The 25387-nt window shown below is 38.6% G+C and carries 26 protein-coding genes and 2 tRNA genes; 14 read left to right on the forward strand and 14 right to left on the reverse strand.

What is annotated here, in order from left to right; genetic code table 11:
• Positions 1-19 precede the first annotated feature (19 nt).
• Complete coding sequence (locus tag FHK88_RS10395) at positions 20-1351, reverse strand: hypothetical protein (protein WP_227430680.1); 1332 nt, start codon at positions 1349-1351, stop codon at positions 20-22.
• A 1073-nt stretch (positions 1352-2424) separates the two neighbouring features.
• On the opposite strand from FHK88_RS10395, the gene mrdA reads away from it, so the two are divergent.
• The 9 genes from mrdA to FHK88_RS10440 all read left to right on the forward strand — a co-directional run bounded on the left by mrdA (position 2425) and on the right by FHK88_RS10440 (position 10129).
• A complete protein-coding gene (mrdA, locus tag FHK88_RS10400) occupies positions 2425-4383 on the forward strand; it encodes a penicillin-binding protein 2 (RefSeq protein ID WP_227430681.1) in 1959 nt (652 codons plus the stop codon).
• A 3-nt stretch (positions 4384-4386) separates the two neighbouring features.
• Complete coding sequence (rsmD, locus tag FHK88_RS10405) at positions 4387-5043, forward strand: 16S rRNA (guanine(966)-N(2))-methyltransferase RsmD (RefSeq protein ID WP_227430682.1); 657 nt, start codon at positions 4387-4389, stop codon at positions 5041-5043.
• A 153-nt stretch (positions 5044-5196) separates the two neighbouring features.
• A complete protein-coding gene (gene rplM, locus FHK88_RS10410) occupies positions 5197-5625 on the forward strand; it encodes a 50S ribosomal protein L13 (protein ID WP_227430683.1) in 429 nt (142 codons plus the stop codon).
• 10 nt (positions 5626-5635) lie between these two features.
• On the forward strand, positions 5636-6025 hold the full coding sequence (rpsI, locus tag FHK88_RS10415) for a 30S ribosomal protein S9 (protein ID WP_227430684.1): 390 nt from the start codon (positions 5636-5638) through the stop codon (positions 6023-6025).
• 259 nt (positions 6026-6284) lie between these two features.
• Complete coding sequence (gene petA, locus FHK88_RS10420) at positions 6285-6869, forward strand: ubiquinol-cytochrome c reductase iron-sulfur subunit (RefSeq protein WP_227430685.1); 585 nt, start codon at positions 6285-6287, stop codon at positions 6867-6869.
• A 23-nt stretch (positions 6870-6892) separates the two neighbouring features.
• Positions 6893-8098, forward strand: coding sequence for a cytochrome b (locus FHK88_RS10425; protein WP_227430863.1), 1206 nt, complete (start codon positions 6893-6895; stop codon positions 8096-8098).
• A complete protein-coding gene (locus FHK88_RS10430; RefSeq protein ID WP_227430686.1) occupies positions 8098-8814 on the forward strand; it encodes a cytochrome c1 in 717 nt (238 codons plus the stop codon). The genes FHK88_RS10425 and FHK88_RS10430 overlap by 1 nt, the downstream gene beginning before the upstream one ends.
• Positions 8815-9024: 210 nt before the next feature.
• A complete protein-coding gene (locus FHK88_RS10435) occupies positions 9025-9663 on the forward strand; it encodes a glutathione S-transferase N-terminal domain-containing protein (protein WP_227430687.1) in 639 nt (212 codons plus the stop codon).
• Positions 9664-9712: 49 nt separating this feature from the next.
• Positions 9713-10129: a ClpXP protease specificity-enhancing factor gene (locus tag FHK88_RS10440; protein WP_227430688.1), complete on the forward strand. Its 417-nt coding sequence runs from the start codon at positions 9713-9715 to the stop codon at positions 10127-10129.
• A 147-nt stretch (positions 10130-10276) separates the two neighbouring features.
• Here the strand turns inward: FHK88_RS10440 and FHK88_RS10445 are convergent, their stop codons facing one another.
• From FHK88_RS10445 to FHK88_RS10485, 9 genes are all read right to left on the reverse strand, one after another.
• On the reverse strand, positions 10277-10735 hold the full coding sequence (locus FHK88_RS10445) for a hypothetical protein (RefSeq protein ID WP_227430689.1): 459 nt from the start codon (positions 10733-10735) through the stop codon (positions 10277-10279).
• Positions 10736-10865: 130 nt separating this feature from the next.
• A complete protein-coding gene (locus FHK88_RS10450; RefSeq protein WP_227430690.1) occupies positions 10866-11324 on the reverse strand; it encodes a hypothetical protein in 459 nt (152 codons plus the stop codon).
• Positions 11325-11450: 126 nt separating this feature from the next.
• Positions 11451-11906, reverse strand: a complete 456-nt coding sequence (locus FHK88_RS10455; RefSeq protein ID WP_227430691.1) for a hypothetical protein — start codon at positions 11904-11906, stop codon at positions 11451-11453.
• Between the two features lie 29 nt (positions 11907-11935).
• Positions 11936-12418, reverse strand: a complete 483-nt coding sequence (locus FHK88_RS10460; protein WP_227430692.1) for a hypothetical protein — start codon at positions 12416-12418, stop codon at positions 11936-11938.
• Between the two features lie 305 nt (positions 12419-12723).
• Positions 12724-13227, reverse strand: coding sequence for a hypothetical protein (locus tag FHK88_RS10465; RefSeq protein WP_227430693.1), 504 nt, complete (start codon positions 13225-13227; stop codon positions 12724-12726).
• Positions 13228-13563: 336 nt separating this feature from the next.
• A complete protein-coding gene (locus FHK88_RS10470) occupies positions 13564-14655 on the reverse strand; it encodes a ribonuclease Z (RefSeq protein WP_227430694.1) in 1092 nt (363 codons plus the stop codon).
• 42 nt (positions 14656-14697) lie between these two features.
• Entirely contained in the window at positions 14698-15138 is a 441-nt protein-coding gene (locus tag FHK88_RS10475; protein ID WP_227430695.1) for a MaoC family dehydratase, read from the reverse strand.
• A 126-nt stretch (positions 15139-15264) separates the two neighbouring features.
• Positions 15265-16554 carry an adenylosuccinate synthase gene (locus FHK88_RS10480; RefSeq protein WP_227430696.1) on the reverse strand — a complete coding sequence of 430 codons (1290 nt, stop codon included), beginning with the start codon at positions 16552-16554 and terminating at the stop codon, positions 15265-15267.
• 123 nt (positions 16555-16677) lie between these two features.
• On the reverse strand, positions 16678-17952 hold the full coding sequence (locus tag FHK88_RS10485) for an ATP phosphoribosyltransferase regulatory subunit (protein WP_227430697.1): 1275 nt from the start codon (positions 17950-17952) through the stop codon (positions 16678-16680).
• 348 nt (positions 17953-18300) lie between these two features.
• On the opposite strand from FHK88_RS10485, the gene FHK88_RS10490 reads away from it, so the two are divergent.
• Both FHK88_RS10490 and FHK88_RS10495 read left to right on the forward strand, forming a co-directional pair.
• Complete coding sequence (locus tag FHK88_RS10490) at positions 18301-18687, forward strand: DUF2237 family protein (protein WP_227430698.1); 387 nt, start codon at positions 18301-18303, stop codon at positions 18685-18687.
• Positions 18688-18807: 120 nt separating this feature from the next.
• Entirely contained in the window at positions 18808-20100 is a 1293-nt protein-coding gene (locus FHK88_RS10495) for a magnesium and cobalt transport protein CorA (RefSeq protein ID WP_227430699.1), read from the forward strand.
• A 150-nt stretch (positions 20101-20250) separates the two neighbouring features.
• On the opposite strand, the gene FHK88_RS10500 is transcribed toward FHK88_RS10495, so the two are convergent.
• Positions 20251-20775 (reverse strand): hypothetical protein, encoded by a 525-nt coding sequence (locus FHK88_RS10500; RefSeq protein WP_227430700.1) that lies wholly within the window; start codon positions 20773-20775, stop codon positions 20251-20253.
• A gap of 134 nt (positions 20776-20909) precedes the next feature.
• Entirely contained in the window at positions 20910-21767 is an 858-nt protein-coding gene (folD, locus tag FHK88_RS10505) for a bifunctional methylenetetrahydrofolate dehydrogenase/methenyltetrahydrofolate cyclohydrolase FolD (protein WP_227430701.1), read from the reverse strand.
• 247 nt (positions 21768-22014) lie between these two features.
• Between folD and FHK88_RS10510 the strand changes: the two genes are divergently transcribed.
• Positions 22015-22088 (forward strand) — tRNA-Cys (locus FHK88_RS10510).
• Between the two features lie 162 nt (positions 22089-22250).
• Positions 22251-22337 (forward strand) — tRNA-Leu (locus FHK88_RS10515).
• 179 nt (positions 22338-22516) lie between these two features.
• On the opposite strand, the gene FHK88_RS10520 is transcribed toward FHK88_RS10515, so the two are convergent.
• Together FHK88_RS10520 and FHK88_RS10525 are read right to left on the reverse strand one after the other, a co-directional pair.
• On the reverse strand, positions 22517-22822 hold the full coding sequence (locus FHK88_RS10520) for a hypothetical protein (RefSeq protein ID WP_227430702.1): 306 nt from the start codon (positions 22820-22822) through the stop codon (positions 22517-22519).
• A 74-nt stretch (positions 22823-22896) separates the two neighbouring features.
• Positions 22897-23493, reverse strand: a complete 597-nt coding sequence (locus tag FHK88_RS10525) for a hypothetical protein (protein ID WP_227430703.1) — start codon at positions 23491-23493, stop codon at positions 22897-22899.
• Between the two features lie 182 nt (positions 23494-23675).
• Here FHK88_RS10525 and dnaQ point away from each other — a divergent pair, with 182 nt between their 5' ends.
• Positions 23676-25160, forward strand: a complete 1485-nt coding sequence (gene dnaQ / locus FHK88_RS10530; RefSeq protein ID WP_227430704.1) for a DNA polymerase III subunit epsilon — start codon at positions 23676-23678, stop codon at positions 25158-25160.
• Positions 25161-25387: the final 227 nt, after the last annotated feature.

The following is a 25387-nucleotide window of genomic DNA, read 5'->3' on the forward strand; positions in this document are numbered from 1 at the left end:
CAAAACAACCACCTATTTATTAATGTCCTGACATTGGGAAAAATACCAAGACTAAATGCAACCACCCTGCCAAAAATCCAGTCAACCCACCCAATATAATGAGTGTCGTTTCATCTTCACGGAAAGCAGGGCGTAATAAATTCTGAAACTCATATGATGACAACGCATTTAAGCGATCACGGAATAGACCAAAAATCTTATCGGCACGACTTTGATTTAATTCTGGATCACGAATTGGTACCATTGTGGCATCTATCGACTTATCAATAATGGTATTTTTTAACTGACCAAACTCACGACGACCCAGCCCCAAACGCAATGTCGTACTCACCAAAGGTGCATCCAACACTTCATATAAATGTGTCTTCATTAACTCACGAGTTTTTGTAGCACGACTACCATACATCATCTCATTCATGATATTTTCTAATGTCACTAACTCTTTCACCACAATCTCAGCAAACACCTCAGAGACCTCAGGCTGACGCTTCATAAACCCACCTTGCCACTGATAGGTGGCAATCCGTGGCAACTGTGGAATAATAAAAGGAAATGACTTAGAAAAACGGAACAACTTAATATACTTGATAGGAATCGGATTGATGGGGTTAAATACCATCCAAATAGCAATCCAGTTTGTCAACAATCCCCAAACGGCCGCAAAAAATGGTACTGTCCAATGCTGAGGCAATACCAAAAATATAAACATCTGCACAATACCAAAAATAAACCCTATCAAAGCACTGATATGCCAAATAAAATCAATCTCTTTTTGCCCAACTTTTAAAAACATCTGCACCATAAGTCGACGATCGTTTTCCATTGTTCGTACAATCATCTGGCGCATATCCACCAAGTCTTCTACATGGTAGGTTAAATCAACCACCATGGCTTGCATGATATTAGGCAACTCTTGGTGTGCATGTGCATAAATACGACGACGAACAGCAAATGGCATATTACTCCACAATGTCGCCGAACGCTCATTCATAATCTCATCAATCAAGCTATCTAGATTGGCATCCACCGACTCTGTGATAAACTCTGCCATTTCCTCAGGGTCCATTGCCTGAAAGAATTCATCCAATGAGCCTAGCTTAGAGAGTGTCTGGTCAACAATCACTCCTGATATCTTGCCTGCTTTACGAGGTACAATGCCCTGCCAACCAATCCCTGGCAAGTCAAAAGGCATGTTTGCAACCTTAATACCCCAAAACTTAATTGGATAAAACAACATCTGTAGCGCCATCCAAACATGCGCCCATGTTACAAATGCTGTCACAGGTGGAATAGTTAGCATCGCTATAAACTCAGGATGCTCAGTTAATGTTTGCCAAATTGTTGACCACATAAAAAGTCGATGAGCCTCGCTTAACGAAAGTAGGAAAAACTCAGTGACATACCAAAGCATGCTGAGATTAAAATCAGATCACTGCCATAAAGTCTACTATCTTATAGATAACCACTATATCGACCATATCCAATCAATATAAAACATCATAAGCAAAAGAGGCATTGACCAAAGAACATAAATTGACGAAGTAAACTGCTAGCCTTAAAGAAAATCAGCTAAAGAACGGCGAAAATTAATATATGTACAGTAAGCGTGCTTAATATGAATACTCACAGTATCCATCGCCATAATGAGAGCCAAATCTTAACAACTCATTTTAATTAAAATTTTTTAACTAAAATTAATGTTAATTAAGCTCAATGACACTTAGGATTAGCTAGCAGAATCTCTGTACTATAACAACCATCTAAAACCTATCTTCAATTTAGATAAGATAAACAGTAGACAGCCCATATATTGGCGCTGGATTTTAACATAATTGCCCCTAGCAGGTATATGTCTACCTCGACACAATCCAGTCATAATCTCCATACATTCGCCTAGTTAGCTTACCCAAACCTAATCACCTTAAAACTAAGTATACTTAGCATCTCTAAGGTCATCACTCACTCAACTAACAAATCAAATGCCAATAGACCATCACTGCCCTTACCCAATGTACCACACAATAACTATACCAAGCCGTAAGTCAACAGAAGAACTGATACGATTTTCTATGTTCTTACCTATCAACTACCGACACTCATCATGCTTTTAGCAAACTGTTTGGGTTATGCTATAATTTTGCGCTATGATTTTTAGCACAACTTGCGTCAAATACAACGTTTATTTTATCAACAATGATCTTAACTAAAATATATTGTCTCTGATTAGGAGCCTCAAAAGATGCAACTTGCTTAGCTAACTATCAACCGACGATACAAAGTGGATATATCATGTCAATAAAACTTATTAATATGACCTAGAAATATCTGTGCAAACCATCATATCGTTATCATGAAGGTTTATGACAAATATTGAGTCAATAAACCATGTGCTGCTAAACCATCCTTCATAGTGACCGTCACCCCATGAAAAAACCCATTGCTGCTGAAACTCAACAAGAAAACCGAATATTTATGCATCGGATATTTTTTGCAGGTTTCTTCATTTTAATCGGTCTATCCATTCTGATTGCACGTTATGCCTATCTACAAGTCTACTCATACGATAGATATCAAACACAAGCAGATAAAAACCGTATTAAACTTATCTCTGATCCTCCAAGCCGTGGTTATATCTATGATCGCAATGGTATTATTTTGGCAGATAATCAGCCTGTTTTTACTGCCATACTTAGCCCTGATGAAGTTGAGGACCCTAAACGCACCTTACAACTTTTAGCACCTATTTTTAACTTAAGCGAAGAAGACATTACCGATATTTTGGCAAGGATAGATAAAAATAAAAATGACCCAGTAACTATCCAAATCGACCTAAATGAACAACAAATCGCCCAATTTAGTGAGCGTAAACCTTTTTTTAAAGGGGTCAGTATTCAAAGCAAACTGACTCGAACATATCCTTATGATGAGCTGTTTGCTCATGTCATCGGTTATGTTGGGCGTATCAACGATAAAGAAACAAAAACCATTGATAAAGACCGCTATGCAGGTACAGACCTAATAGGCAAAGTCGGTATTGAAAAATATTATGAAGACTTACTACTAGGGCAACCAGGTAGCCAAGCTGTAGAAACCAATGTTCATGGTGAAGTACTGCACAAACTTGATGCTACGCCACCCACACCTGGCAATGATATTTACCTTAGCCTTGACTATGGTTTACAAAAAGTTGCCCAAGATGAGCTTAACGGTCGCCGTGGTGCAATTGTCGCCATTGACCCAAAAAATGGGGACATACTGGCTTTTGTTAGTAACCCAAGCTATGACCCAAACCCGTTTATCTCTGGTATCTCATTTAAAGACTATGCAGAGCTGCGTGATGACCCCGATCAGCCTCTATATAACCGAGCGCTACAAGGTATGTATCCGCCTGGCTCTACCATTAAACCATTTGAAGGACTAGGTGCAATTCACTATGGTTTAATGGATTGGAACAGCACCATTTTTGATCCCGGATACTTTACCTTACCGGGTGACACTCACCGCTTTCGAGACTGGAAAAAAAGTGGACATGGTACTGTTAACCTAACCAAATCCATTGTCGAATCTGTTGATACCTACTACTATAAACTCTCCTATCAAATGGGCATTCAACGTCTACATGACTGGATGATTAAATTTGGATTTGGTGAAAAAACAGGCGTTGACTTGCCTAATGAAAAAGCAGGGGTTATGCCCTCTCCAAAATGGAAAAAAGATACCTACGATAAAGACTGGCTACCCGGTGAGACCATCTCTGTCAGTATTGGACAAGGTTACTTTCTTGCCACGCCCCTACAAATTGCCATGGCAACTGCCATCACCGCAAACAAAGGGCAACATATCATTCCGCACTTGCTCAAAGACTCTACGGGCGCAGTGACTGTACACCCTATTGACAAACCTGATGCCATTGTAGAATTTAATGGTGATGAGTCTGACTGGACAAAAATGCACCTTGCTATGGAAGATACCGTCAAGCATGGTACTGCTCGCCGAGTTTATACCCCAACCTATCGCATCGCTGGTAAAACAGGAACTGCGCAGGTTAAATCCATTGCTCAAGGACAACGTTATAATGAAGCTGCCCTTGATCAACGTCACTGGGATCATGGACTATTTATCTCTTTTGCTCCTGTTGAAGACCCTCAAATAGCTGTTGCTGTTATTGTAGAAAATGGGAGACATGGAGGCTGGGTTGCTCCGATTGCCCGTAAACTATTAGATTACTGGATATTACAACGTCCTAATGACCCAATACAGCCACCATCAGCAGAAGAAATCGCAGAACGTCGTGCTAAAAAAGCTGAAGAAAAAGCGGCCAGACGTGCTGCCGAAGAAGCCGCGGAAGCGGCCGCAGCTGCAAATGAAGCATCACAAGGATAAGTCATGAAATCCGCATCATATAAGCGCAAACCAGTATCTCGCTCAAAAAAAGCGATCAAAGATAGCAAAAGTGGCAATAACCAAGTACGTATTATTGGCGGTCGTTTTAAACGCCAATATATTAAATTTATTGATGCTCAAGGACTACGCCCCACACCTGATCGGTTACGTGAGACACTATTTAACTGGCTAATGACTGACCTTTATGATGCTACTGTACTTGATGCGTGTGCTGGTAGCGGTGTGCTAGGCTTTGAAGCACTCTCACGGGGTGCAGCACACGTTACCTTTATAGAAGCGAACCAACAGCAAGCCAACTGCTTAAAGCAATCTGCTCATCAGCTCAAACTTGAATCCCAGCAGTTTAAAATCATTCATGCCCCTGCCCAGCAAAATAACCATCTTGCACCCTCTCTCTTTCACATCATCTTTCTTGACCCACCTTATGCACTAGAGCTTTGGCAGCCAATCTTATCCACACTACTGACAGCACAAAATATTGATAGCCAGACCCTCATCTATATTGAAGATACTCGGGCATTAGAGCAAACTTTGCCAGACTTTATGCCATATATCGACATACTCAAACAAACTCACATTGGACAAATTACAGCCTCATTGATTCAATTTCATACCCTACCCAACATACAAACGAAATAAACATCACTAAAAAAGACTAAAAACCACACTAAACAAGGGTTATTTTTTGTCCATCTATTGCAAGTTTAAGGGCAACATCCTATAATGCTTGTCTGTTTTTTGAGAGCCCCGTTTCCCCCAACACTCTCAACTACTTTAAATTAAGGTTTCATCATGAAAACTATTAGTGCCAAACCTGCTGAAGTCACTCACGACTGGTATGTCGTCGATGCTGAAGGCAAAACTCTAGGTCGCCTAGCGACTCAAATCGCTTTACGCCTACGTGGCAAACATAAGCCATCTTTTACCCCTCACGTTGACACTGGCGATTTTATCGTTGTGATTAATGCTGACAAGATTGCTGTCACTGGTAAAAAAGCACAAGACAAAAAATACTATCGTCACAGTGGTTATCCTGGCGGTATTAAAGAAACTAACTTTACTAAGCTGATCGCTCACAAGCCAGAAGATGTACTATACAAGGCTGTGAGAGGTATGTTGCCAAAAGGTCCTCTTGGTTATGCTACCATCAAGAAGTTGAAGCTATATGCCGGTCCTGAGCATCCGCATGCAGCCCAGCAACCTCAAGAATTAGATATCTAAGGAGAGACTCATGGAAAACACTAATTACGGAACTGGTCGTCGTAAGACCTCAACCGCTCGTGTATTTTTATCAAAAGGTACTGGTAACATTATTGTTAACGGTAAGCCATTAGATGAATACTTTGGTCGTGAGACATCACGTATGGTTGTTCGTCAGCCATTAGAATTGCTTGATGCAACTGATAGCTACGACGCATACATCACTGTAAAAGGTGGTGGTATCAATGGTCAAGCTGGTGCAATCCGTCACGGTATCACTCGCGCACTTATCGAAGCTGACGAAACACTTAAGCCTGCTCTAAAAGCGGCCGGCTTTGTGACTCGTGACTCTCGTCAAGTTGAACGTAAGAAACTTGGTCTGCGTAAAGCACGTAAACGTCCTCAATTCTCGAAACGCTAACCTTAAAATTGTTAGTTGTTTAATGGACTTTACGATATACCATAAAAAAACCCTTGTTGACTCAAGGGTTTTTTTATTTTTTGCTAGTATAATTTATTTTATAACGAAAATAGCTTAGAATAGACACAATTAGCAAAAAAAGGCACAGCTAATGTGACCTATCGTCTAGACTCCCCCTTTGGTCTGTGTATTTCAAACCCGATAGTGTTACAAACCCAGTATGGGATATTCCCATTTCATTTATCTGGAGGAAGTTTTAATGAGCCATGCCGAAGGCGTTAACATCAAACGCCGTAGAGTATTAATTGCCTCAACCGCTGCAATTGGCGCTGTTGGGGTTGCTGCGGTTGGAACGCCCTTTGTCCGCTCTTGGTACCCAAGTGCAAAAGCTGAAGCAGCTGGTGCGCCAGTAACCCAAGATATTAGCTCCATCGAAGCTGGACAAATGGTCGTTGTCAAATACCGTGGAAAACCTATCTATGTTGTACGACGTACCCCCGATATGCTAGCCACGCTAGATAAAGTAGCTCCCCTTTTAAGTGACCCAGAGTCTGAAGCCTCAGTACAACCTGAATACTGCAAAAATCAGGCGCGCGCACGTGAGCCTGAAGTACTGGTCTGTGAAGGTGTCTGCACCCACTTAGGATGTGCGCCAAACTTCAGACCAGAAGTTGGTGCTGCAGACTTAGGTGGCAATGACTGGTATGGAGGATTCTTCTGTCCGTGTCATGGTTCAAAATACGATCTTGCCGGTCGTGTTTACAAGGGCGTTCCTGCCCCACTGAACTTGCCCATTCCAGAATATAAAGTGGATGGAACTATCTTGACAGTCGGGGAGGCATAACCATGAGTTTTGGTAAAAAGATGATGCACTGGGTAGACGCACGTTTCCCAGCGACAGAAACCTATGAATACCACATGTCCAAATACTATGCGCCAAAAAACTTTAATTTTTGGTATTTTTTTGGTGTCCTATCCATGGTGGTTTTGGTCAACCAATTAGTAACTGGTATTTGGTTAACAATGATGTATAACCCCAGCGCTGAAGGAGCATTTGCTTCTGTAGAATACATCATGCGTGATGTAAAAGGTGGCTGGCTAATCAGATATATGCACTCAACAGGTGCATCTGCATTCTTCGTTGTGGTTTATTTACATATGTTCCGTGGTATGCTCTATGGCTCATATAAAAAACCACGTGAGCTAATCTGGTTAATTGGTATGGGTATCTACCTTTGCTTAATGGCAGAAGGTTTCTTTGGATACTTGCTACCTTGGGGTAACATGTCATTCTGGGGTGCTCAGGTTATTCTTAACCTACCTGCTGCTATTCCTGTCATTGGTGATGGCTTAGCAGAATGGGTACGTGGTGACTATCTAATCTCAGGTATTACCCTAAACCGTTTCTTTGCTCTACATGTTGTTGCCATTCCATTGGTACTAGTAGGCTTAGTATTTATTCACTTAGTTGCTCTTCACCATGTTGGTTCAAACAACCCTGATGGTGTAGATATCAAAAAACTAAAAGACAAAAACGGTGTACCTTTAGATGGTGTTCCTTTCCATCCATACTATACTGTTCATGATATGGTTGGTATTGTTGTCTTCTTTATGGTGTTCTTTGCTGTTGTATTCTTCTTCCCAGAAGGTGGTGGATATTTCCTTGAGCCACCAAACTTTGAAGTAGCTAACGCATTAAAAACACCTGAGCATATTGCCCCTGTTTGGTACTATACTCCATTCTACGCTATCTTACGTGCTGTACCTGATAAGCTTGGTGGTGTTATTGCTATGGGTGGCGCTATTGCTATGTTATTCTTGCTACCTTGGTTAGACCGCTCTCCTGTGAAGTCTATACGCTATAAAGGTATCTTATCTAAGATTGCTCTAACTATCTTTACCATTAGCTTCTTAATCTTAGGCTATTTAGGTGCGACTCCTGCTACTGAGACAGCGACTATCGTTGCTCGTATCTGTACCGTACTATACTTCTTGTTCTTCCTATTGATGCCAATTTATACATCAATCGAGAAATGCAAGCAGCCACCTGAACGTGTTACTGGAGGTCACTAATGAATAGCTTAAAGAAATCGTTAACTGGCTTTGGTCTAGTTATCGCTCTCGCATTTGGTGCGAATCAAGCAATGGCAGCTGGTGGGCATGGCTGTGGAACATTTACCAATGCTGAAGGCGAGACAGAGCATCTGTCTTGTCTAAAAGCTCCGATTGACTTCACCAACAAAGGCTCACTACAACGTGGTGCAACCATGTTTGTCAACTACTGTGTTGGTTGTCACTCTGCTAAATATGTACGCTACTCTCGATTGGCACAAGACTTAGATATTCCACCTGAGTTGGTTGAAAAATATCTATTGGTAACATCTGATCAGATTGGTGAGCATATCACAGCCGATATCGACCCAGATACGCAAGCATCTTGGTTCGGTGGTGCGCCACCAGACTTATCTTTAGAAACACGTCTACGTGGTGATGACTGGGTTTATACCTATCTACTAAGCTTCTATGAAGACCCAAGTCGCCCTTGGGGTGCAAATAACTTAGTACTACATAATGCAGCGATGCCTCATGTATTACTAAACTTGCAAAACCAGCTTAGTGAAGAAGAGTATCGTAGCCGAGTTGGTGACTTGGTGAACTTTATGGCATGGATGGGTGAGCCAGCTCGTCATGAACGTAAGATTTATGGCTTCTTTGTTCTACTATTCTTAGCCATACTCTTTATCCCAGTATATCTGTTAAATAAAGAATTCTGGAAAGATGTCAAATAGTCTAAGTTAGCAATATAGAAAAAGGCGATGACTTGATAGTTTCATCGCCTTTTTTGTGTGTATGTATTTAATAGTATTTTATTACTCTTTGACTATATTCATTGATTATTCTATGATTGCTAGTAGTGCTTTTATCTAAGTTATGCTTGCTAAAGCACATAACTTTGGTTACGATGCAACTCTTATCACTTTAATTAGTTGCAGTTTATTATGATTGACCCGAATGACATTCCTGACAGTCAACTGATACTGTATGCTGATGATGCGTACGACAGCCATGTTGTGCGCCTGCTACTTGCAGAAAAAAACTTAAGTTATTATTTATCTCTCTTAGATAGCGAACGTCCAGAAGATTTAGCCTCTCTAAACCCTTATAACACGCTTCCTGTTTTGGTACATAGAGACTTTTCTTTATATGAAATTACAGTAATTTTTGAATATTTGGAAGAGCGCTATCATGGGCATAAGCTACTACCAGACACCCCAAAAAAACGAGCTGAACATCGACAGTTAGCTTGGCGCATTCAAAATGACTGGATAAAGCTGGGGCGTATCTTATTAACTCATGCTGATAGTCTCAATACTAAACAAGCTGAGATTGCCCGTAAACGTTTGTCAGATACACTGGTTACCCTATCCCCTTTGTTTGCGCAGTTTCATTATTTTATGTCTGACAATTATGGTTGGTGTGATGTCTTATTATCACCTTTATTATTTCGTTTAGAAGATATGGATATCCAACTACCATCACACTTATGCCGTGCATTATTAGAATATCGCCAACGTGTTTTTGAGCGCCACAGCTTTCAAAAAAGTATTGCTAAGATTAGTGGTACAATACATAGCTAAGCGAAGTTTGCTATTATAATTTTACTACTTATTCCAACATGAGGTTTTTATGTCAGAATCAGAGCTTTCCCCTACCCGTCCTTATATGGTACGAGCAATTTATGAATGGCTAGAGGATAACTACCTCACTCCCTATCTCATGGTAGATACAACGGTTGAGCATGTTCAAGTGCCTACAGAGTATATACAAGATGGGCGTATTGTCCTTAATATTGCCAGTCGTGCCACAGGTAATATGAATATGGATAATGACTTTATCAGTTTTAGCGCACGTTTTGGTGGTGTATCTCGCGATTTATGGGTTCCTATGCAGGCAGTGATGGGTATTTATGCCAAAGAAAACTCTCAGGGTATGTTCTTTGACCCCAGCGAATATGAAAACTATCAACCTGCAACATCAGATGATACACAAACAAAAGCTAAGCCAAAACGAGAGAATAAGGCAGGTCTTAAAGTATTGAAATAATTTAAATAATTTTATAATTAGCCCCTATCAGACCTTACTGGTAAGGGCTTTTTTATTCACTTTAATAGTTTACTAAATTCAATGCTTGTAAACTGACAACAAATAATAGAATTTGAACTGCTTTAAGCAGAAGTCAAATCATATATTTTACGAGTCCTCAAGAAAATTCTTTAAAATAGTAGAAAGATAATTTCCACGTCTTCTATCTAAACTGGCAGTGACAAGTCCCATTGGGAAATTAATATAAGCACCTATTTCTATAACAGGTAAATTATAAAAAACATCGTCTGTATCATCTAATTCAATAGTCCATATATTAGGCTCTCTTTTAGTTAGAGACTTTGCTACTTTTCTAAAAGTTTCACCCACATAAATAGCGTAACCATTTAATATATCAGGTGGTTCTTGTTTGATTTCATCAATACTAGCATACTGATTTAGTAGATAGGCTTCTAAAACATCCAATGATTCAACAGAATAATCAAGCTGATTTTTTACTTCTGCTGGCAGTCTATCCATCATTCTTTCTATTGCATCAGGACTATCCATAAGCCAATACTGAAATAAATCAAATGCTTCTTCTTTATCTACCATCTTCTTACTCATACTGTTTTCCTATTTATCAATAAATTTATAAGGTAAGTGAAGTAAGAACCATCAAGCCCCATGAATAGTCTTTAATTGACAATAAATAATAGAATTCAAATCGGCTTAAGCAGAAGTTCAATCATATATTTTACGAGTCCTCAAGAAAATTCTTTAAAATAGTAGAAATATAATTTCCACGTCTTCTATCCAAACTAGACGTGACAAGTGTCAGTGGGCACTTAACGTAAGCACCTAATCTTATAATGGGGATATTATAATAAGCGTTATCTGTATCATCTAATTCAATAGTCCATTTTATAGGCTCTATTTGAGTTAGAGACTTTGCTACTTTTCTAAACGTATCACCCACATAAATAGCGTAACCATTTAGTATGTCAGGTGGTTCTTGTTTGATTTCATCAATACTAGCATACTGATTTAGTAGATAGGCTTCTAGAACATCCAATGATTCAACAGAATAATCAAGCTGATTTTTTACTTCTGCTGGCAGTCTATCCATCATTCTTTCTATTGCATCAGGACTATCCATAAGCCAATACTGAAATAAATCAAATGCTTCTTCTTTATCTACCATCTTCTTGCTCATACTTAAATCCACAATTCTGACTATTTATTAGAAACAATATTTTTACAACTTCTTATCAAACTCTAAGCTGTCAGAAATATTCTGTTAGTTTAGAAATTCATTCATATTAAATATTTCAATATCTGGTCACACATCAATATTTGACAATAATTGATTTAAAGTATCAATATACTCACTTTTCTTGAGTCTGGTTGATATTAATTCATCGTTTTCAAAAAACTTACCAAATATGATGAGGTCATTTTCTTCTTGGTATGCATAAAAAAATGCTCTTTTAACGGATAGGTCAAAGAAAAGTATATCTAAGCCAATTTCACTATTTTTATAGACACTAGTTTTATCGTTAAAAAATAAATTATATAATTCAGATAAGTTTATATCCCCCAAACCTTCTCTTAAACTTAGTTCATTATAGGTAAAAAATTCAATCTCTTTTTTTAAGTTTAGAATAAGAGGATATATATAATAAGAATTGTCTTGAAAGCTGATATTTTTACCACCCACAAAAACATTCATATTGATAAATTTTCCAGACTTTCCTAAGAAATCGAATCCAATAGTTTTTTTATTTCCTAACATCATTTCTTTTCACCTCTGAAGGAATAGTCAAATTACTGGCTTGTATATTCAAGATTTTTTACCAACCCATTTAACTCAATATAATTATTAAATTTTAACAATGCATCTTGATAATTACCTATACTTACAAATTCAAATATGTTTTTTAGAAAAATATCATAATCAAAAAAATAATCATCATGAAGATTGAAGTAAAAAAAGATAAAGTTGTCATTTCTGATAACTCTTTTTTCATAATCATCAAATGTTTCTTCTAATGTCAATCTATAATTATTTGTTACCTTACCATCAACTAAGAAGAAATTTCTGTAATTGGTAGTATCGATATGAGCATTAAAATAACAATCATCAACTAATATACTGTTTAAAGCACCAATAAAACTTGGTAGATAGGTAGGTGACTGCAAAGTACCAATTACATTTCCCTTTATAATCATTCTAAGACATAACAGTTTTTCTTCAGTAAAATTATTTGCTACTTCAAATGATATTTCAGAGTTTCCTATTATTTTCATATTAACTATCTCTTTATTTCTGAAGGAATATCTGTAATTTTTATATTCCTATTATCACCTGATTTAATTTTACCATCTGTAGGACCGTTTCAATGAAAGTTACCATTACCATCATCTTGAAATCTATGACAACTTGTATTTTTGTTCTCAATACCCCTTCTATTTTTCGGCTCACTCGAAACCTAAATATTTTATTCCATAAATCTAAATGATTACTTGGAAGAACTGATTTTGTGTGGCATTGCTATGCTTATCAAGTAGCCTCCTGATATAGCTCATACTTTATTCATACTACTAAAATATGTTTAATCAAGATTATCATCATAGACACAAACAGTTTCAATAGTCGCATCAGGATCATATGCTAATTCTAAACCACCTGCTGAATAATAAATTCCCACAATTATTCCACCTTGACCATCTGATAAGTAATGTAGTGGCTCAGTATTATCTACAACTAAATCGTGCTTTATATCAGCTAACTTATCTCCAATTTTAACGCCATCAAATATTTCTCCTTTATATCCTTGTCCTACAATAATATGACGTAAATTTCCTTTATCCGTAAAAAGCAACTCTATTTTTGGGTTTTTGATGAAGATAGAATAACCACTCCCATATGACGCTGGCCATTCATAAAGTAGAATACCTTCATTATTAGCTGGGATATTTATATTCCATCCTAATTGTTTACCATCAATTGTTTCATGTATATAAGGTAGATATAACTCTAACTTTGAACCAAGTTGAAAACCTGCTAATGATTTTCCAATTTCCGCTTTGGCGTAAATATCTAATTTGTCGATCATTATCGCACCTCATATTTTCCATTTTTCAATATCAGTTCGTAAGGTACATTCCATACACCATCTATCTAACTACTGTTGGTAAAACACGCTAAACCCTGAACAACGATAAATATTAAAAAGATAACCGATGTGACCGCTAGCCCTGATGGTAGCGGTATACTACTCGGCTGGGCGGGTTGCAGTGACTAGGTTTTGCGGTGGTGTCGAGGTAACAGCAACACAGCAAACTGTGTCACTGCCCCGCCTAGCTGAGTAGATACAAGCGGACAGCAGGATTGGCTACTGATGATTCAATTTTTTATGCAAATTATACTGTGATGAACAAAATCACACTCATCAAGATTTATGAGTCACAGCTTCTGGAGATGAGATAAGTTTCACTCCGTTTTCATCGACACTATAAGTGGCAAAGTCTTCAGCAAGCCATAGGTTGCCATGATAATACGCAGTTGCCTCAGCACGAATGTGTGCCATATTGGCTGTATCACTCTCAATGTCTTCATAAGGCTGATAACGGGCGCTAAAATGGGTCAAAATCAGATTGGGTAACTCAACACTTTGCGCAAATTGGGCGACAGATTGGACGCTACTGTGCATCGGGTCGATTGCCATTTGCCCTGTTTGTTGTTTATGTTGGATACGCTCAAGGACAGCTTGCGTATAGGTCGCCTCATGAACCAATAAGGTGGCACTATCACAGGCTTTGCTAAGTAGCTCTGGTGTGTCATTATCACCTGCTACAATTATTTTAGTGCTGTGTTTTTGTTGCTGGCAGACACTATCTGCTTCTATTAGTTGTCCATCATTTCCCATAATAGACTCACCTCTTTGTAACTTACCCCACGATTCCCCTGCTTCTATACCAAGCTGATATAATTTTTCTATATCCAGTTTTCGAGTAGAGATGTTTTGGGTCAATGCAAAAGCATGCGAAGGCGCTCTATGAGAAAGTGCTATCACATCAATCGTAAGCTGATGGTGTTGAGAAAATGCTATTGTTAATTGTGCGTTTTGTTGCTCTATCAGAGTTTCAAGAGCAATAAAACGTACTGGGAATGGAAAATATAGCTCAGTTGTGATGCTTAGGGTATCTAAAAGTTTACTAATTGCTTGTGGGGCAATTAATGTTAATTCTGACTTTCGTCCTGCCATTGCCATACTTGCCAGCAATCCTGCCAATCCATAACAGTGGTCACCATGCACATGGGTAATACAAATTACTTCTAGGCGATGTAATGATAACTTGGTATGTAATAGCTGATGCTGTGTCCCTTCACCACAGTCAATCAAAATCCATGGACGCTGACTTTTACTCTTTTTTTTATCACCTGATAAAAAGTTATTCACACATTCAACGGCTAAGCCTGTGACATTACGATATTTTGTTGGCAAACCTGCTGATGTACCTAAAAAAGTCAGCTGAAACATCTATCTATACCTATTTTATTTTTAATGGTGAAGGGATGGCTTTTATGTACGACGAAATACCAACATTTTACAAGTAAAACGCTGTGCATAATCACCATTTTGATTGATTGTGTCAATCTGCACTGTGACAATACCTCTATCTGGTTTGGAGCGTGAAGGCTTAATTGCAATCACTTCTGCAACGATGTGTAGGGTATCATTAGGACGTGTGGGAACATTCCAGCTAATCTCACCACCTGCACCAATTAAACCATCTGCAATGGGGATGGACTCTACCATCAGTCGCATGGTCAGACAGGCTGTCTGCCAACCACTACCTGCTAAACCTTGAAAAAATGTATCTTTTGCCTTCTGTTCATCCAAATGAAAAGGCTGTGGGTCGTAGTCTTTAGCAAAATCTTTGATACTATCACTACTTATCGTGATTTCACGACTTGTCCATGTGTCGCCTATTTTTAAGTCTTCAAGGTATACTTTATCCATTAACCTACTCCTTTTTCTAATTTTCTCTATTAAAAATCTTAGGGAATAAAACAGACCCTATCACACATAAAAAAGAACGACAAATATGCCGTTCTTTTTTTCATTTATCTTATTTTAAGATAACATTTACGCATCATATGGGTCACGTAAAATAATGGTTTCATCACGGTCAGGACCAGTTGAGATGATATCCACTGGACAATCAATCAACTGCTCAATACGCTTGATATAGGCTTTGGCATTTTCTGGTAGGTCGTCATAGTTAGTAATACCAACGGTAGATTCACTCCAGCCTGCCAATGTTTCATATTTTGGTGTTACTGATTCATAAAACTCAGCATCATGTGCGCCTTCACTTTCAGTTTCTGGCAGTTCATAGCCAACACCAATACGAATTTCATCTAAACCATCTAAAACATCAAGTTTGGTTAAGCAGATACCTGATAGTGAATTTAACACCACTGCTCGGCGTAGGCTTTCGGCATCAAACCAACCGCAACGACGTGCACGCCCTGTGGTCGCTCCAAACTCATGACCAACTTTAGCAAGGTGTGCGCCAACATCATCAAACAGCTCAGTCGGGAAAGGCCCACTACCCACACGTGTGGTATAGGCTTTGGTAATACCGAGCACATAGTCTAAATATAAAGGTCCAATACCTGTACCAGTAGATACTCCACCTGCTGTCGTGCTAGAGCTGGTAACAAAAGGATAAGTACCATGATCAATGTCTAATAACGTGCCTTGTGCACCTTCAAACATTAAGTTTTTACCTTGCAGACGTAGTTGATTAAGCTCTTCTGTGACATCGGTTACTAAATCAGCAAGCTCTGACTTCCACTGTTGGCACAATGCAAAAGTTTCATCAAAATCAATGGCATCAACTTCATAATATTGTGTCAATTGAAAATTATGATATTCAATCAAATTACGCAACTTTTCTTCTAAGTCAGGACGGAATAAATCTGCCAATTTAATTGCACGACGAGCTACCTTATCTTCATAAGCAGGTCCAATACCACGCCCTGTCGTACCGATTTTACCACTGCCACGTTTTTTCTCACGAGCTTGGTCAAGTGCGACATGATAAGGCAAGATTAATGGACAGTTTGGTGAAATACGCAGGCGCTCACGTACTGGCACACCCTTGTCTTCTAGCTCTTTAATTTCTTTTAATAGTGCATCTGGGGCTAACACCACTCCATTACCAATAAAACAGGTCACACCTTCGCGCAAGATACCAGAAGGAATCAAATGCAAGACTGTCTTTTCACCATCAACAACTAACGTATGTCCTGCATTATGTCCGCCTTGAAAGCGTGCAACGGCCGATGCTTTTTCTGTGAGTAAATCGACGATTTTACCTTTACCTTCGTCTCCCCACTGACTACCCAAAACAATAACATTCTTACCCATAATATTTCCTTAGTTTTAATCGTGAACTAAAAAATACCACCTATAATAGGTATATTTTTTAAAGTTAAATCTTCTAAAATCAGCTAACAATAAGCCTAAATAAAAAGATGATACTTACTGAAACTATAGCGCCTGTAAACACCACTCACCAGCTTGTAACACAAGTTTTTGGCTAGCATCATCTGGTACATCTTCAACACTTAAAGGCTGTATGACGCGATATCCTGAATTTCGCAAAGAATCTACCTTTTGCTGTAATGACTTTTTATCCTCTGATGATGCCGTTTGCCAGTTTGAATAATCTACAACAACTAATGAAGCATTAGGCAAATCTATATGACTTTGTAATCGGGTCAAATCTAAACTAAACCCAGTTGCAGGACGTATGCTTTGCACTTGTTCTGCAATAATAGACATCTCATTATCCATTCCTTCAAAGCGTCCACCACGCGCCACAGGCTGTGACTCATTATTAAGATATACATTAAAGACCAAGCCCGTGTGATAGTGATACCCAGACAACTCTGTAACATCTACACTAACATGACACTGCCAGTTTGCTTCTAGATGTTGTTTTAACGTTGCAATCTCATCCATTGCTTCTGCAATCATTGAATCTTGGATTGCTGTTGTTGATAATGCCTGCTTTAAGACCACCATATCATGCCCTTGTGAGGCCAACGCATAAAAATCTGCACCCATTGGCAAATGCTTGCATACATGCGCTAACTCTGGTAATGCTTTATTGGCATATAGGCGCATTAATTGCTGAATCTGTTCTTCTTGTAAATCTGCTAACTCACACAACCGCTTAAAGACACCCACTTGCCCAATATCAACATGCAGTTTGGCTTTTAGCTGAATTTTTTCTAACAAACCAAATAGCACATCTATCAGCTCAATATCTGCTTGAATACCTTCACAACCAAAGATTTCTGCACCAAGTTGTAAAGGTGTGCGTGAGCCAAACAGTCCAGATGGCATAGTATGAATCACATGCCCTGCATAACAATAGCGAGCAATATGATGAGCGCCTTTTTGACGAGACAGATGCGCATCAATACGCAAAATTTGTGGGGTAATGTCAGCACGCACCCCCATTAATCGCCCTGTTGCCTGATCAATGATTTTAAACGTCTGTCGCTTTAGGTCTTCTGACGCATTATTTAACAACGACTCTGTATATTCAATCATTGGAGGACAAATCAGCTCATAGCCACGCTGTACCAGCATCTGGGTTAACTGATAACGTAACATTTCTTGCTTTTGCGCCTCAGTAGAGAACAAATCGACCACACCATCAGGTAATAGCCAGATATTAGCAATATCTGAAGAGGTTGTTAAATAGGAAGATGTTGTTGATGAGGCAGTGACAGCCGAATCAGAAAAATCAGACACAATCAATCCTTGTTTGGTGTATATTAAAGCCACCAAAACGTCAAAAATAAAATTAATGATAAAACGAACTATCAGTTTGGTATGTTAATAGAGCAATCCACAATCATTTCCAAATTGATAATCTGTTCATGAAAAAGTCCATTCAACTCTAGCATTTATCCATGCAGTGAGATTGAAATTTATTATATTTAGTCTAGCATAGCCAAGCATTTTCTCATAGGGTCAAGCGACATTTCTCCATGAATATTCTACATAACAATAGCGCATAAGCACAAAAGGATATGTTACCATTTTAACCATCTCTACTCTCAAAACCTGTACTTGCAACCCCATAACTGGAATATTTATATGACACAGAATATGCCTATCCCTGAGCTAAACCAGCGCAATGTCTTAGGAAGCGCACTTGCTAGCTGTTGCTTTGCACCCTTAACTGGATATTATCGTAATGGGTTTTGTCACACAGGTGAGCGTGATATTGGTCAACACACCGTTTGTGCCAAGATGACCAGTGACTTTCTTAACTTCTCTGCTAGCCAAGGAAATGACTTAATCACACCCATACCAGAGTTAGGATTTCAGGGCTTGCAACCTGGTGATTATTGGTGCATCTGTGCTTTGCGCTGGATTGAAGCATACAATCATAATATTGCACCTCCGCTTAAATTAGAAGCCTGTCATGAAAGCCTGCTAGACTTAGTAGACCTTGAAATATTAAAAAAATATGCTTTATAACTGCTTTATAACACCACATCATCACTCAATGATTTTATGATGAAATATTAGGCTCTATAACTGACTCCAAGCCACACTCACGCAAAAATAGCAAATACTGTAACTGTGACAGGATGTTTTATGACCGAATCAAATCAACAACAAACAATATCCAATACTAAAAACCAAACTCAAGATACAACAGTCCAAGAAACTGAAGTTCAAGAAACCATATCTCCAGATATAACAGCCCAAGAGCCAACAACTCAGCCCACTGCTGTCAGCACTCAAAGCAGTCATGAACATCTTGTTGCAGAGCATTCTCACCTACTAAATGAAGGCAGTTTTATTTATGGCGTGGCTCATAACCAATCAGATAATGACATACCTCCAACTTATTCTCCCGAAACAGAGCAATTTGAAGATAAGCCACGTTCAGGGGCGAATGACGTCGCCAACTGCTACTCATACTCCAGAAAAACGGGGAAGCCCTTGGAACAAATCGCCATCAAGGATGTCAAAGACACTCTAAACAATAATAAGCAATTTATTTGGTTAGGGCTTTATAATCCGAGTCGTGAAACGATGGCAGAAGTTCAAAAAGCCTTTGACCTACATGAGTTGGCAATTGAAGATGCCTTTAGCGACCATCAACGCTCTAAAGTAGAAAGTTACGGCTATGATACGCTTTTTGTTGTCGTACGAACTGCAAAACTTGAAGACAATCTTATTCTTTATGGCACTACAGCTATGTTTATGGGTACAAATTACATCATCAGTATCCGCACAGGTGCTTCTAGATCTTATAAGCCCGTTCGTGAGCATTGTCACCGTCATCCAGAAAAACTACGTCTAGGACCTATATTTGTCTTACATGCTATTTTAGATTTTGTTGTGGACAATTACTTACCTATTATTGATCGTCTCGGTAGCTACTTACGAGAACAAGAGCGTAATATCTTTTCTTATGAATTTAGCAAACATACTTTAAGAAACCTTTATGAATTAAAATCTCAACTGGTTCATATGCGAGCAGTGATGCTACCAGTACAAGACATTTGTAACTTTTTTATTAATCATAAAAAAAATGAACTGGTATCTTCATTTCCCAGTGCTTCCAAGCCTTATTTCCGTGATGTCAATGACCATCTACTACGAGCCATTGATGCCGTAAATGGACTAAATGAGATGTTTAGTGTGGCAATGGATACTTATATGGCAATGGTCAACATGGGACAAAACGAAGTGGTACGCAAACTGGCAGCGTGGGCAGGTATTCTTGCCATTCCTACTGCTGTTGCAGGTATCTATGGTATGAACTTTGATAACATGCCAGAGTTACATTATAAATATGGCTATTTTGTGGTAATGTCAGCCATAACTATTATTTGTGTTATCTTATATCGACAGTTTAAGAAATCTGGTTGGTTATAAGTGTAAGCGTCACTTAACATAAAAATAAATAACTGTATGTCAACAAGTATGCTGTAGTTATATTTAATAAATCATCTTGGTTTCTGCCCTAGACCCTGCCAGTGGGAGGGGTTTGGACAGAAAATAGCATACTGCCCAAATAAAGGTGAGTTACTGACAACCAGACAAAACTTCTTTATTAAAGTTGGATTTATATCTACCAAAGTCTTGTTGCAGAATATCTTTCACTTTTTGCGTATCATCAATCTCTTTATAATAAGAATCTATAGTATATGATGGAAACTTAGCTTCGATATACTCAGTAGCAAATTTCCTTTGTAAACTTTTGATAATATTATTATTTTTAAAAACAATAAAACTTTGGTAACCACCCACACCCGAATCATTAAACAATGTGGTTAAGGACAGACAGCGACCATTTTGTAATTTAAATACCTCTACAGTTTGATAAAGTATAGCCCCTCCCGCACTAGACTCATCAGGGGACTTACCATTGGTCACATCAAAACCATCTTCTAATATTTGGATAGGCTGAATACCTATATCTACTCTTTGTCCTGAAATAAACTGCTCAAAGGCTATTTCTTCTAAATTCTGATTTGTATTGTTAAGGTTAACACATGAAACAGTTAATAACGCCATAATAGATAAAACATGATATTTATATTTTTTCATAGTATTACTTTGATAATATTTTAGACTTTATCTAATTTAATAATAAATATTTCTTAATAAAAACCTCTCTTTATTTTAATAAAATAAAGAGAGGCTCAAGCCTACTGTAAATATTAGAAACTATAAGCTATATTCTATCGAATATCAGCAGCTTTCTCTGCTGCCTCAACCGTTTGCCGGATAAGCGTATTAATCGTCATCGGACCCACACCACCGGGTACTGGTGTATAAGCACTGGCAACCTCTTCAATACCTGCCAGCTCAATATCACCAACCCCTCCAGTATCTCTAGGGTGGAAGCCCGCATCAACTACCACAGCACCTTGTTTAATCCAATCTTTTTTAATCAGCTCAGGCACACCCACTGCACCGACGATGACATCTGCACGTCCCACATGCTCTGCAAGATTTTGTGTTTTAGAATGGCAGATGGTTACTGTACAGTTGGCATTGAGTAGCATCTGTGCCATTGGCTTACCCAAAATCGCACTACGACCCACAACCACTGCATTTTTTCCTGCCAGCTCAATATCATAATGATTCAGCAGGTGCATGATACCTTGTGGTGTACATGAACCATAAGCAGGCTCACCCATACTCATACGACCAAAGCCAAGACAAGTGACACCATCAACGTCTTTTTCTAGGCTAATCGCATCAAAGCAAGCACGCTCATCAATCTGGCTAGGTACAGGGTGTTGTAACAAAATACCATGCACATCAGGATTGTTATTCAGCTCTTCAATCTTGGCTAATAACTCATCTGTCGTGGTTGCAGTTGGCATCTCAACTTTAATAGACTCCATACCCACCCGACGGCAGGCATTGCCTTTCATACGTACATATGTGGCTGAAGCAGGATCATCACCCACCAAAATGGTTGCTAATATTGGTGTCCGTCCTGTTTTCTCAATAATGCTTTGTACACGCCCACTCAATTCTTGTTCAATCTGTGTAGCAAGCGCCTTACCATCAAGTTTTATTGCAGTCATACTATCCCCTATCCTCGCTATTATTAGCCTAATATTCAAACATCATAACTATCAACATCACATGAATGCCCTATGCCACAAAAAAAATATATATAACCATAGGACATCACATTAACCAATACAGGTTTTATCCTTGCTATTGTACTGAAAATCACACTAAATTTCAGCCATCTATAAAAAACCTGCATCTAATTGCAAAAACCACTTGTAATTTATAATATATTTGTTAATATAGTCAGCCTCAAATGGCTGGATAGCAAAGTGGTAATGCACTGGACTGCAACTCCATGATCGCCGGTTCGATTCCGGCTCCAGCCTCCAAATATTAAGCAAATTTGGGCATTTGATATCTTTTAATAAAATTTTTGATAAAAAACTGAATTTTTTTAAAAATTATCATTGCAATTTTATTATAAGCATTTATAATAGCGCCCACTTATCAATAACCAATAAATAACATTGGTTAAAGATAAAACAAGTTTTGCCCGGGTGGTGAAATTGGTAGACACAAGGGATTTAAAATCCCTCGCTAGAAATAGCGTGCCGGTTCAAGTCCGGCTCCGGGTACCATATACTAAAAGGCTTCCAAGCAATTGGAAGCCTTTTTTATTACTATCTATATTCATAAAAAGCTCAGCAACCTCTCAAAAGAAACCAAAATATATATGAAGTTTCATAGAGGGTATATTTTTCAGGATAGGATAAACATCAAAACTAAACTTATCCAAGCCATATTTTTCTAAATTCTTCTAATCGGGTACATTGTAGTCGGCATGGTCAGGACTAAGACCAAATGAAAATACAAACGTTGCCACTGCTGAGTTAACTAAAATAAATATCACATCAATGCGGGTATGTCCTAAAATAAACTGACCTATCAACCATGAAACCACCATCATAATGGCAAAAAATACAGCCAAATAGCGAACAATCACAGGATGGGTCAAGCTATAGGGATTTTGTGGCGCAGGTTTTTTGCTTAATACATATACCCGCACTGCCCAGCCAGATGCGTATGCCAACGTTCCTAATAATAAATAGTTTACAAAGCCCACATTACCTCCATATTTTTTTGCTCTTATTTACTCACTTCACTTAATCCACTTACTCAACCTTGAGTAGACCCTGATTACTGAACCTGCTCAATCACAATATTTGTCTGTGGTGTGGCTAGCAAATCCATATTTACATCATCACATGGTACTTGATAAATGGTATTTTCACCTTGATGAATAAAAACAAAAAACTGACTATCCACAAGCGGGTTAGTATTTTGATATGCACTAGAAACCTGTGCTAAAACAAGTTTCTTATCAGGTCGTCCAATCATTGCTGTGACATGCTTGATGTCCATAGGAAAGTAACTTTTTGCCTGTTTAATATCCATTACTTCTAATCGTTCAGGATCATCCCACACTCGCTTAGCTCGAGCAGGCTCTTTCATTTGCATGACCCACTGACCCGCCTGCTGACTAATCTTAATTTGTGCTGGTGAGTTATGCACAACTGCATAACACCCCTCAAATTTTTGCAATACTTCTGGACTATTTGCAGTCGATGTTGTCTCAACAATTTGATGCTCTGTGTCATCACATCCGCTCAGCACACTCACCATCACAACGACAGTTAATCCACAAATACGACCCAGAGGCTTTGTAGCGTATCTGATAAGTTTTGGGGAGACTGATGATAAAACTGAAAGGTAACGATTGATTGATGCCATCATAAAAAATCTATATTAAAGAGTAAACGAGAATTTTAACAAAATTTGCAAGCAATTTTGGGTTTTTAGATGACATCTGATGACACAAAAATATCAATCATACCCATTAATAAATTTATTACGCCAGCAATTTTGTTACAATATCTGCCTAAATCTGATTTTTTTGATAGCTTAAATGAGGCTCTATGTCTGTTCTTACTGCAAAACCCAATACCACACTGGCATTTACCGATGGTGCATGTAAAGGAAACCCTGGTGCAGGGGGCTGGGGTGCGTATTTAGTTTTTGCTGATGGGAATACACAAGAGCTTTATGGTGGTGAAGACAATACCACCAATAACCGTATGGAGTTAATGGGTGCTATTCAAGCTTTACAACATAGTCCAAAAACGCATCTTTTAGAAATCTGGACAGACTCCAGCTATGTCAAAAATGGCATCACCCAGTGGATAGCTGGCTGGAAACAAAAAGGCTGGAAAACTGCCAATAAAAAACCTGTTGCTAATCAAGACTTATGGCAACAGCTAGACACACTGTGTCAGTCTCGTCCCGTTGAATGGCACTGGGTCAAAGGCCATGCTGGTCATGAGGGCAATGAGAAAGCTGATGAGCTTGCCAACAAAGGGGCATCAACTATTATTGACAAGCCAAATAATAGTCAAACAGACAACAGCCAGCCAACATTAACCAACACCATGACTGAATCACAAATACCACAAGCACAAGATGACTGGATAAATAGTGACCCACTTGGGTTTGGTTTATCAGATATAGAGGATATGCCCATGTCTGATATCTCTGCATCTGAGCCAGATATTAACCCTACTGTTAACAATGACCATATCAGTCAGCCAGTCACATCAGCACCGACCATTTCTGAGCCAGAAGCAATAGACATAGAGACACCTTTTGATGGCGATACCAGCCGTGCCAACCCAAATTTTAAACCGCGATTACCTATCCCACATAATAGACATGAAAATGACCGTCAACTTATCATGGATACAGAAACTACGGGACTAGACCCTAATAAAGGTGACCGTATTATTGAAGTTGGTATTGTAGAGCTGGTTGGGCGTAAGTTCACTGGAGAAAAACTGCATGTCTATATCAACCCTGAGCGTGGTATGGACGAGGAAGTCATTCGTATTCATGGTATCTCTGAAGCATTTTTGGCAGATAAACCAACATTTTCGCAAGTTGCACAACAGCTTTATGACTTTATGGCAGGTGCAGAGATTATTGCACATAATGCCCCATTTGATATTAGCTTTTTAAGCATGGAGTTTGATAAAGTAGGTCTGACTGACTTTGTACAAACCATACAAGTCACCGACTCATTAATGCTTGCCAAACACCAATACCCCGGACAAAAAAATACCCTTGATGCACTGGTGCGTCGCCTAAATGTCGGAAAACAAGACCGAACATTTCACGGGGCATTACTTGATGCTGAAATCTTGGCAGAAGTTTATCTTGCTATGACCGGTGGTCAGGTTTCTCTTGCCATTGATGAAGATACTGTGAGTGATAGTACAGGTGGTGGCCATGCTTCTTTTGCCCATCTTGCCAGTCAACTTATTTCTTCGCCCACTGATGACAATGCTCACCAAAACTGGCTAAGTGGTCTATCAGAACGTTACCCTGAGTTATTAACTCGCTGGGGTTGAATCTATCGTGGCATCATGGTGTAATAAACGCAATCAATAAATACTGTTTATTAAAAGTATTTATGAATAACCATCAAAAATAGAGCGTGTATATCACAAAAATACACTCTATGAATTGTTTTCGATTATAATCATAGCATCAGCATAAGATAATAAACTGATGTCAAGATAAGAACTGAATGCTCATCACCCCTAATAGATATTGATATACAACTATATTTGCTTTT

Source organism: Psychrobacter sp. I-STPA6b (genome assembly GCF_020662265.1).
Lineage (GTDB): Bacteria > Pseudomonadota > Gammaproteobacteria > Pseudomonadales > Moraxellaceae > Psychrobacter.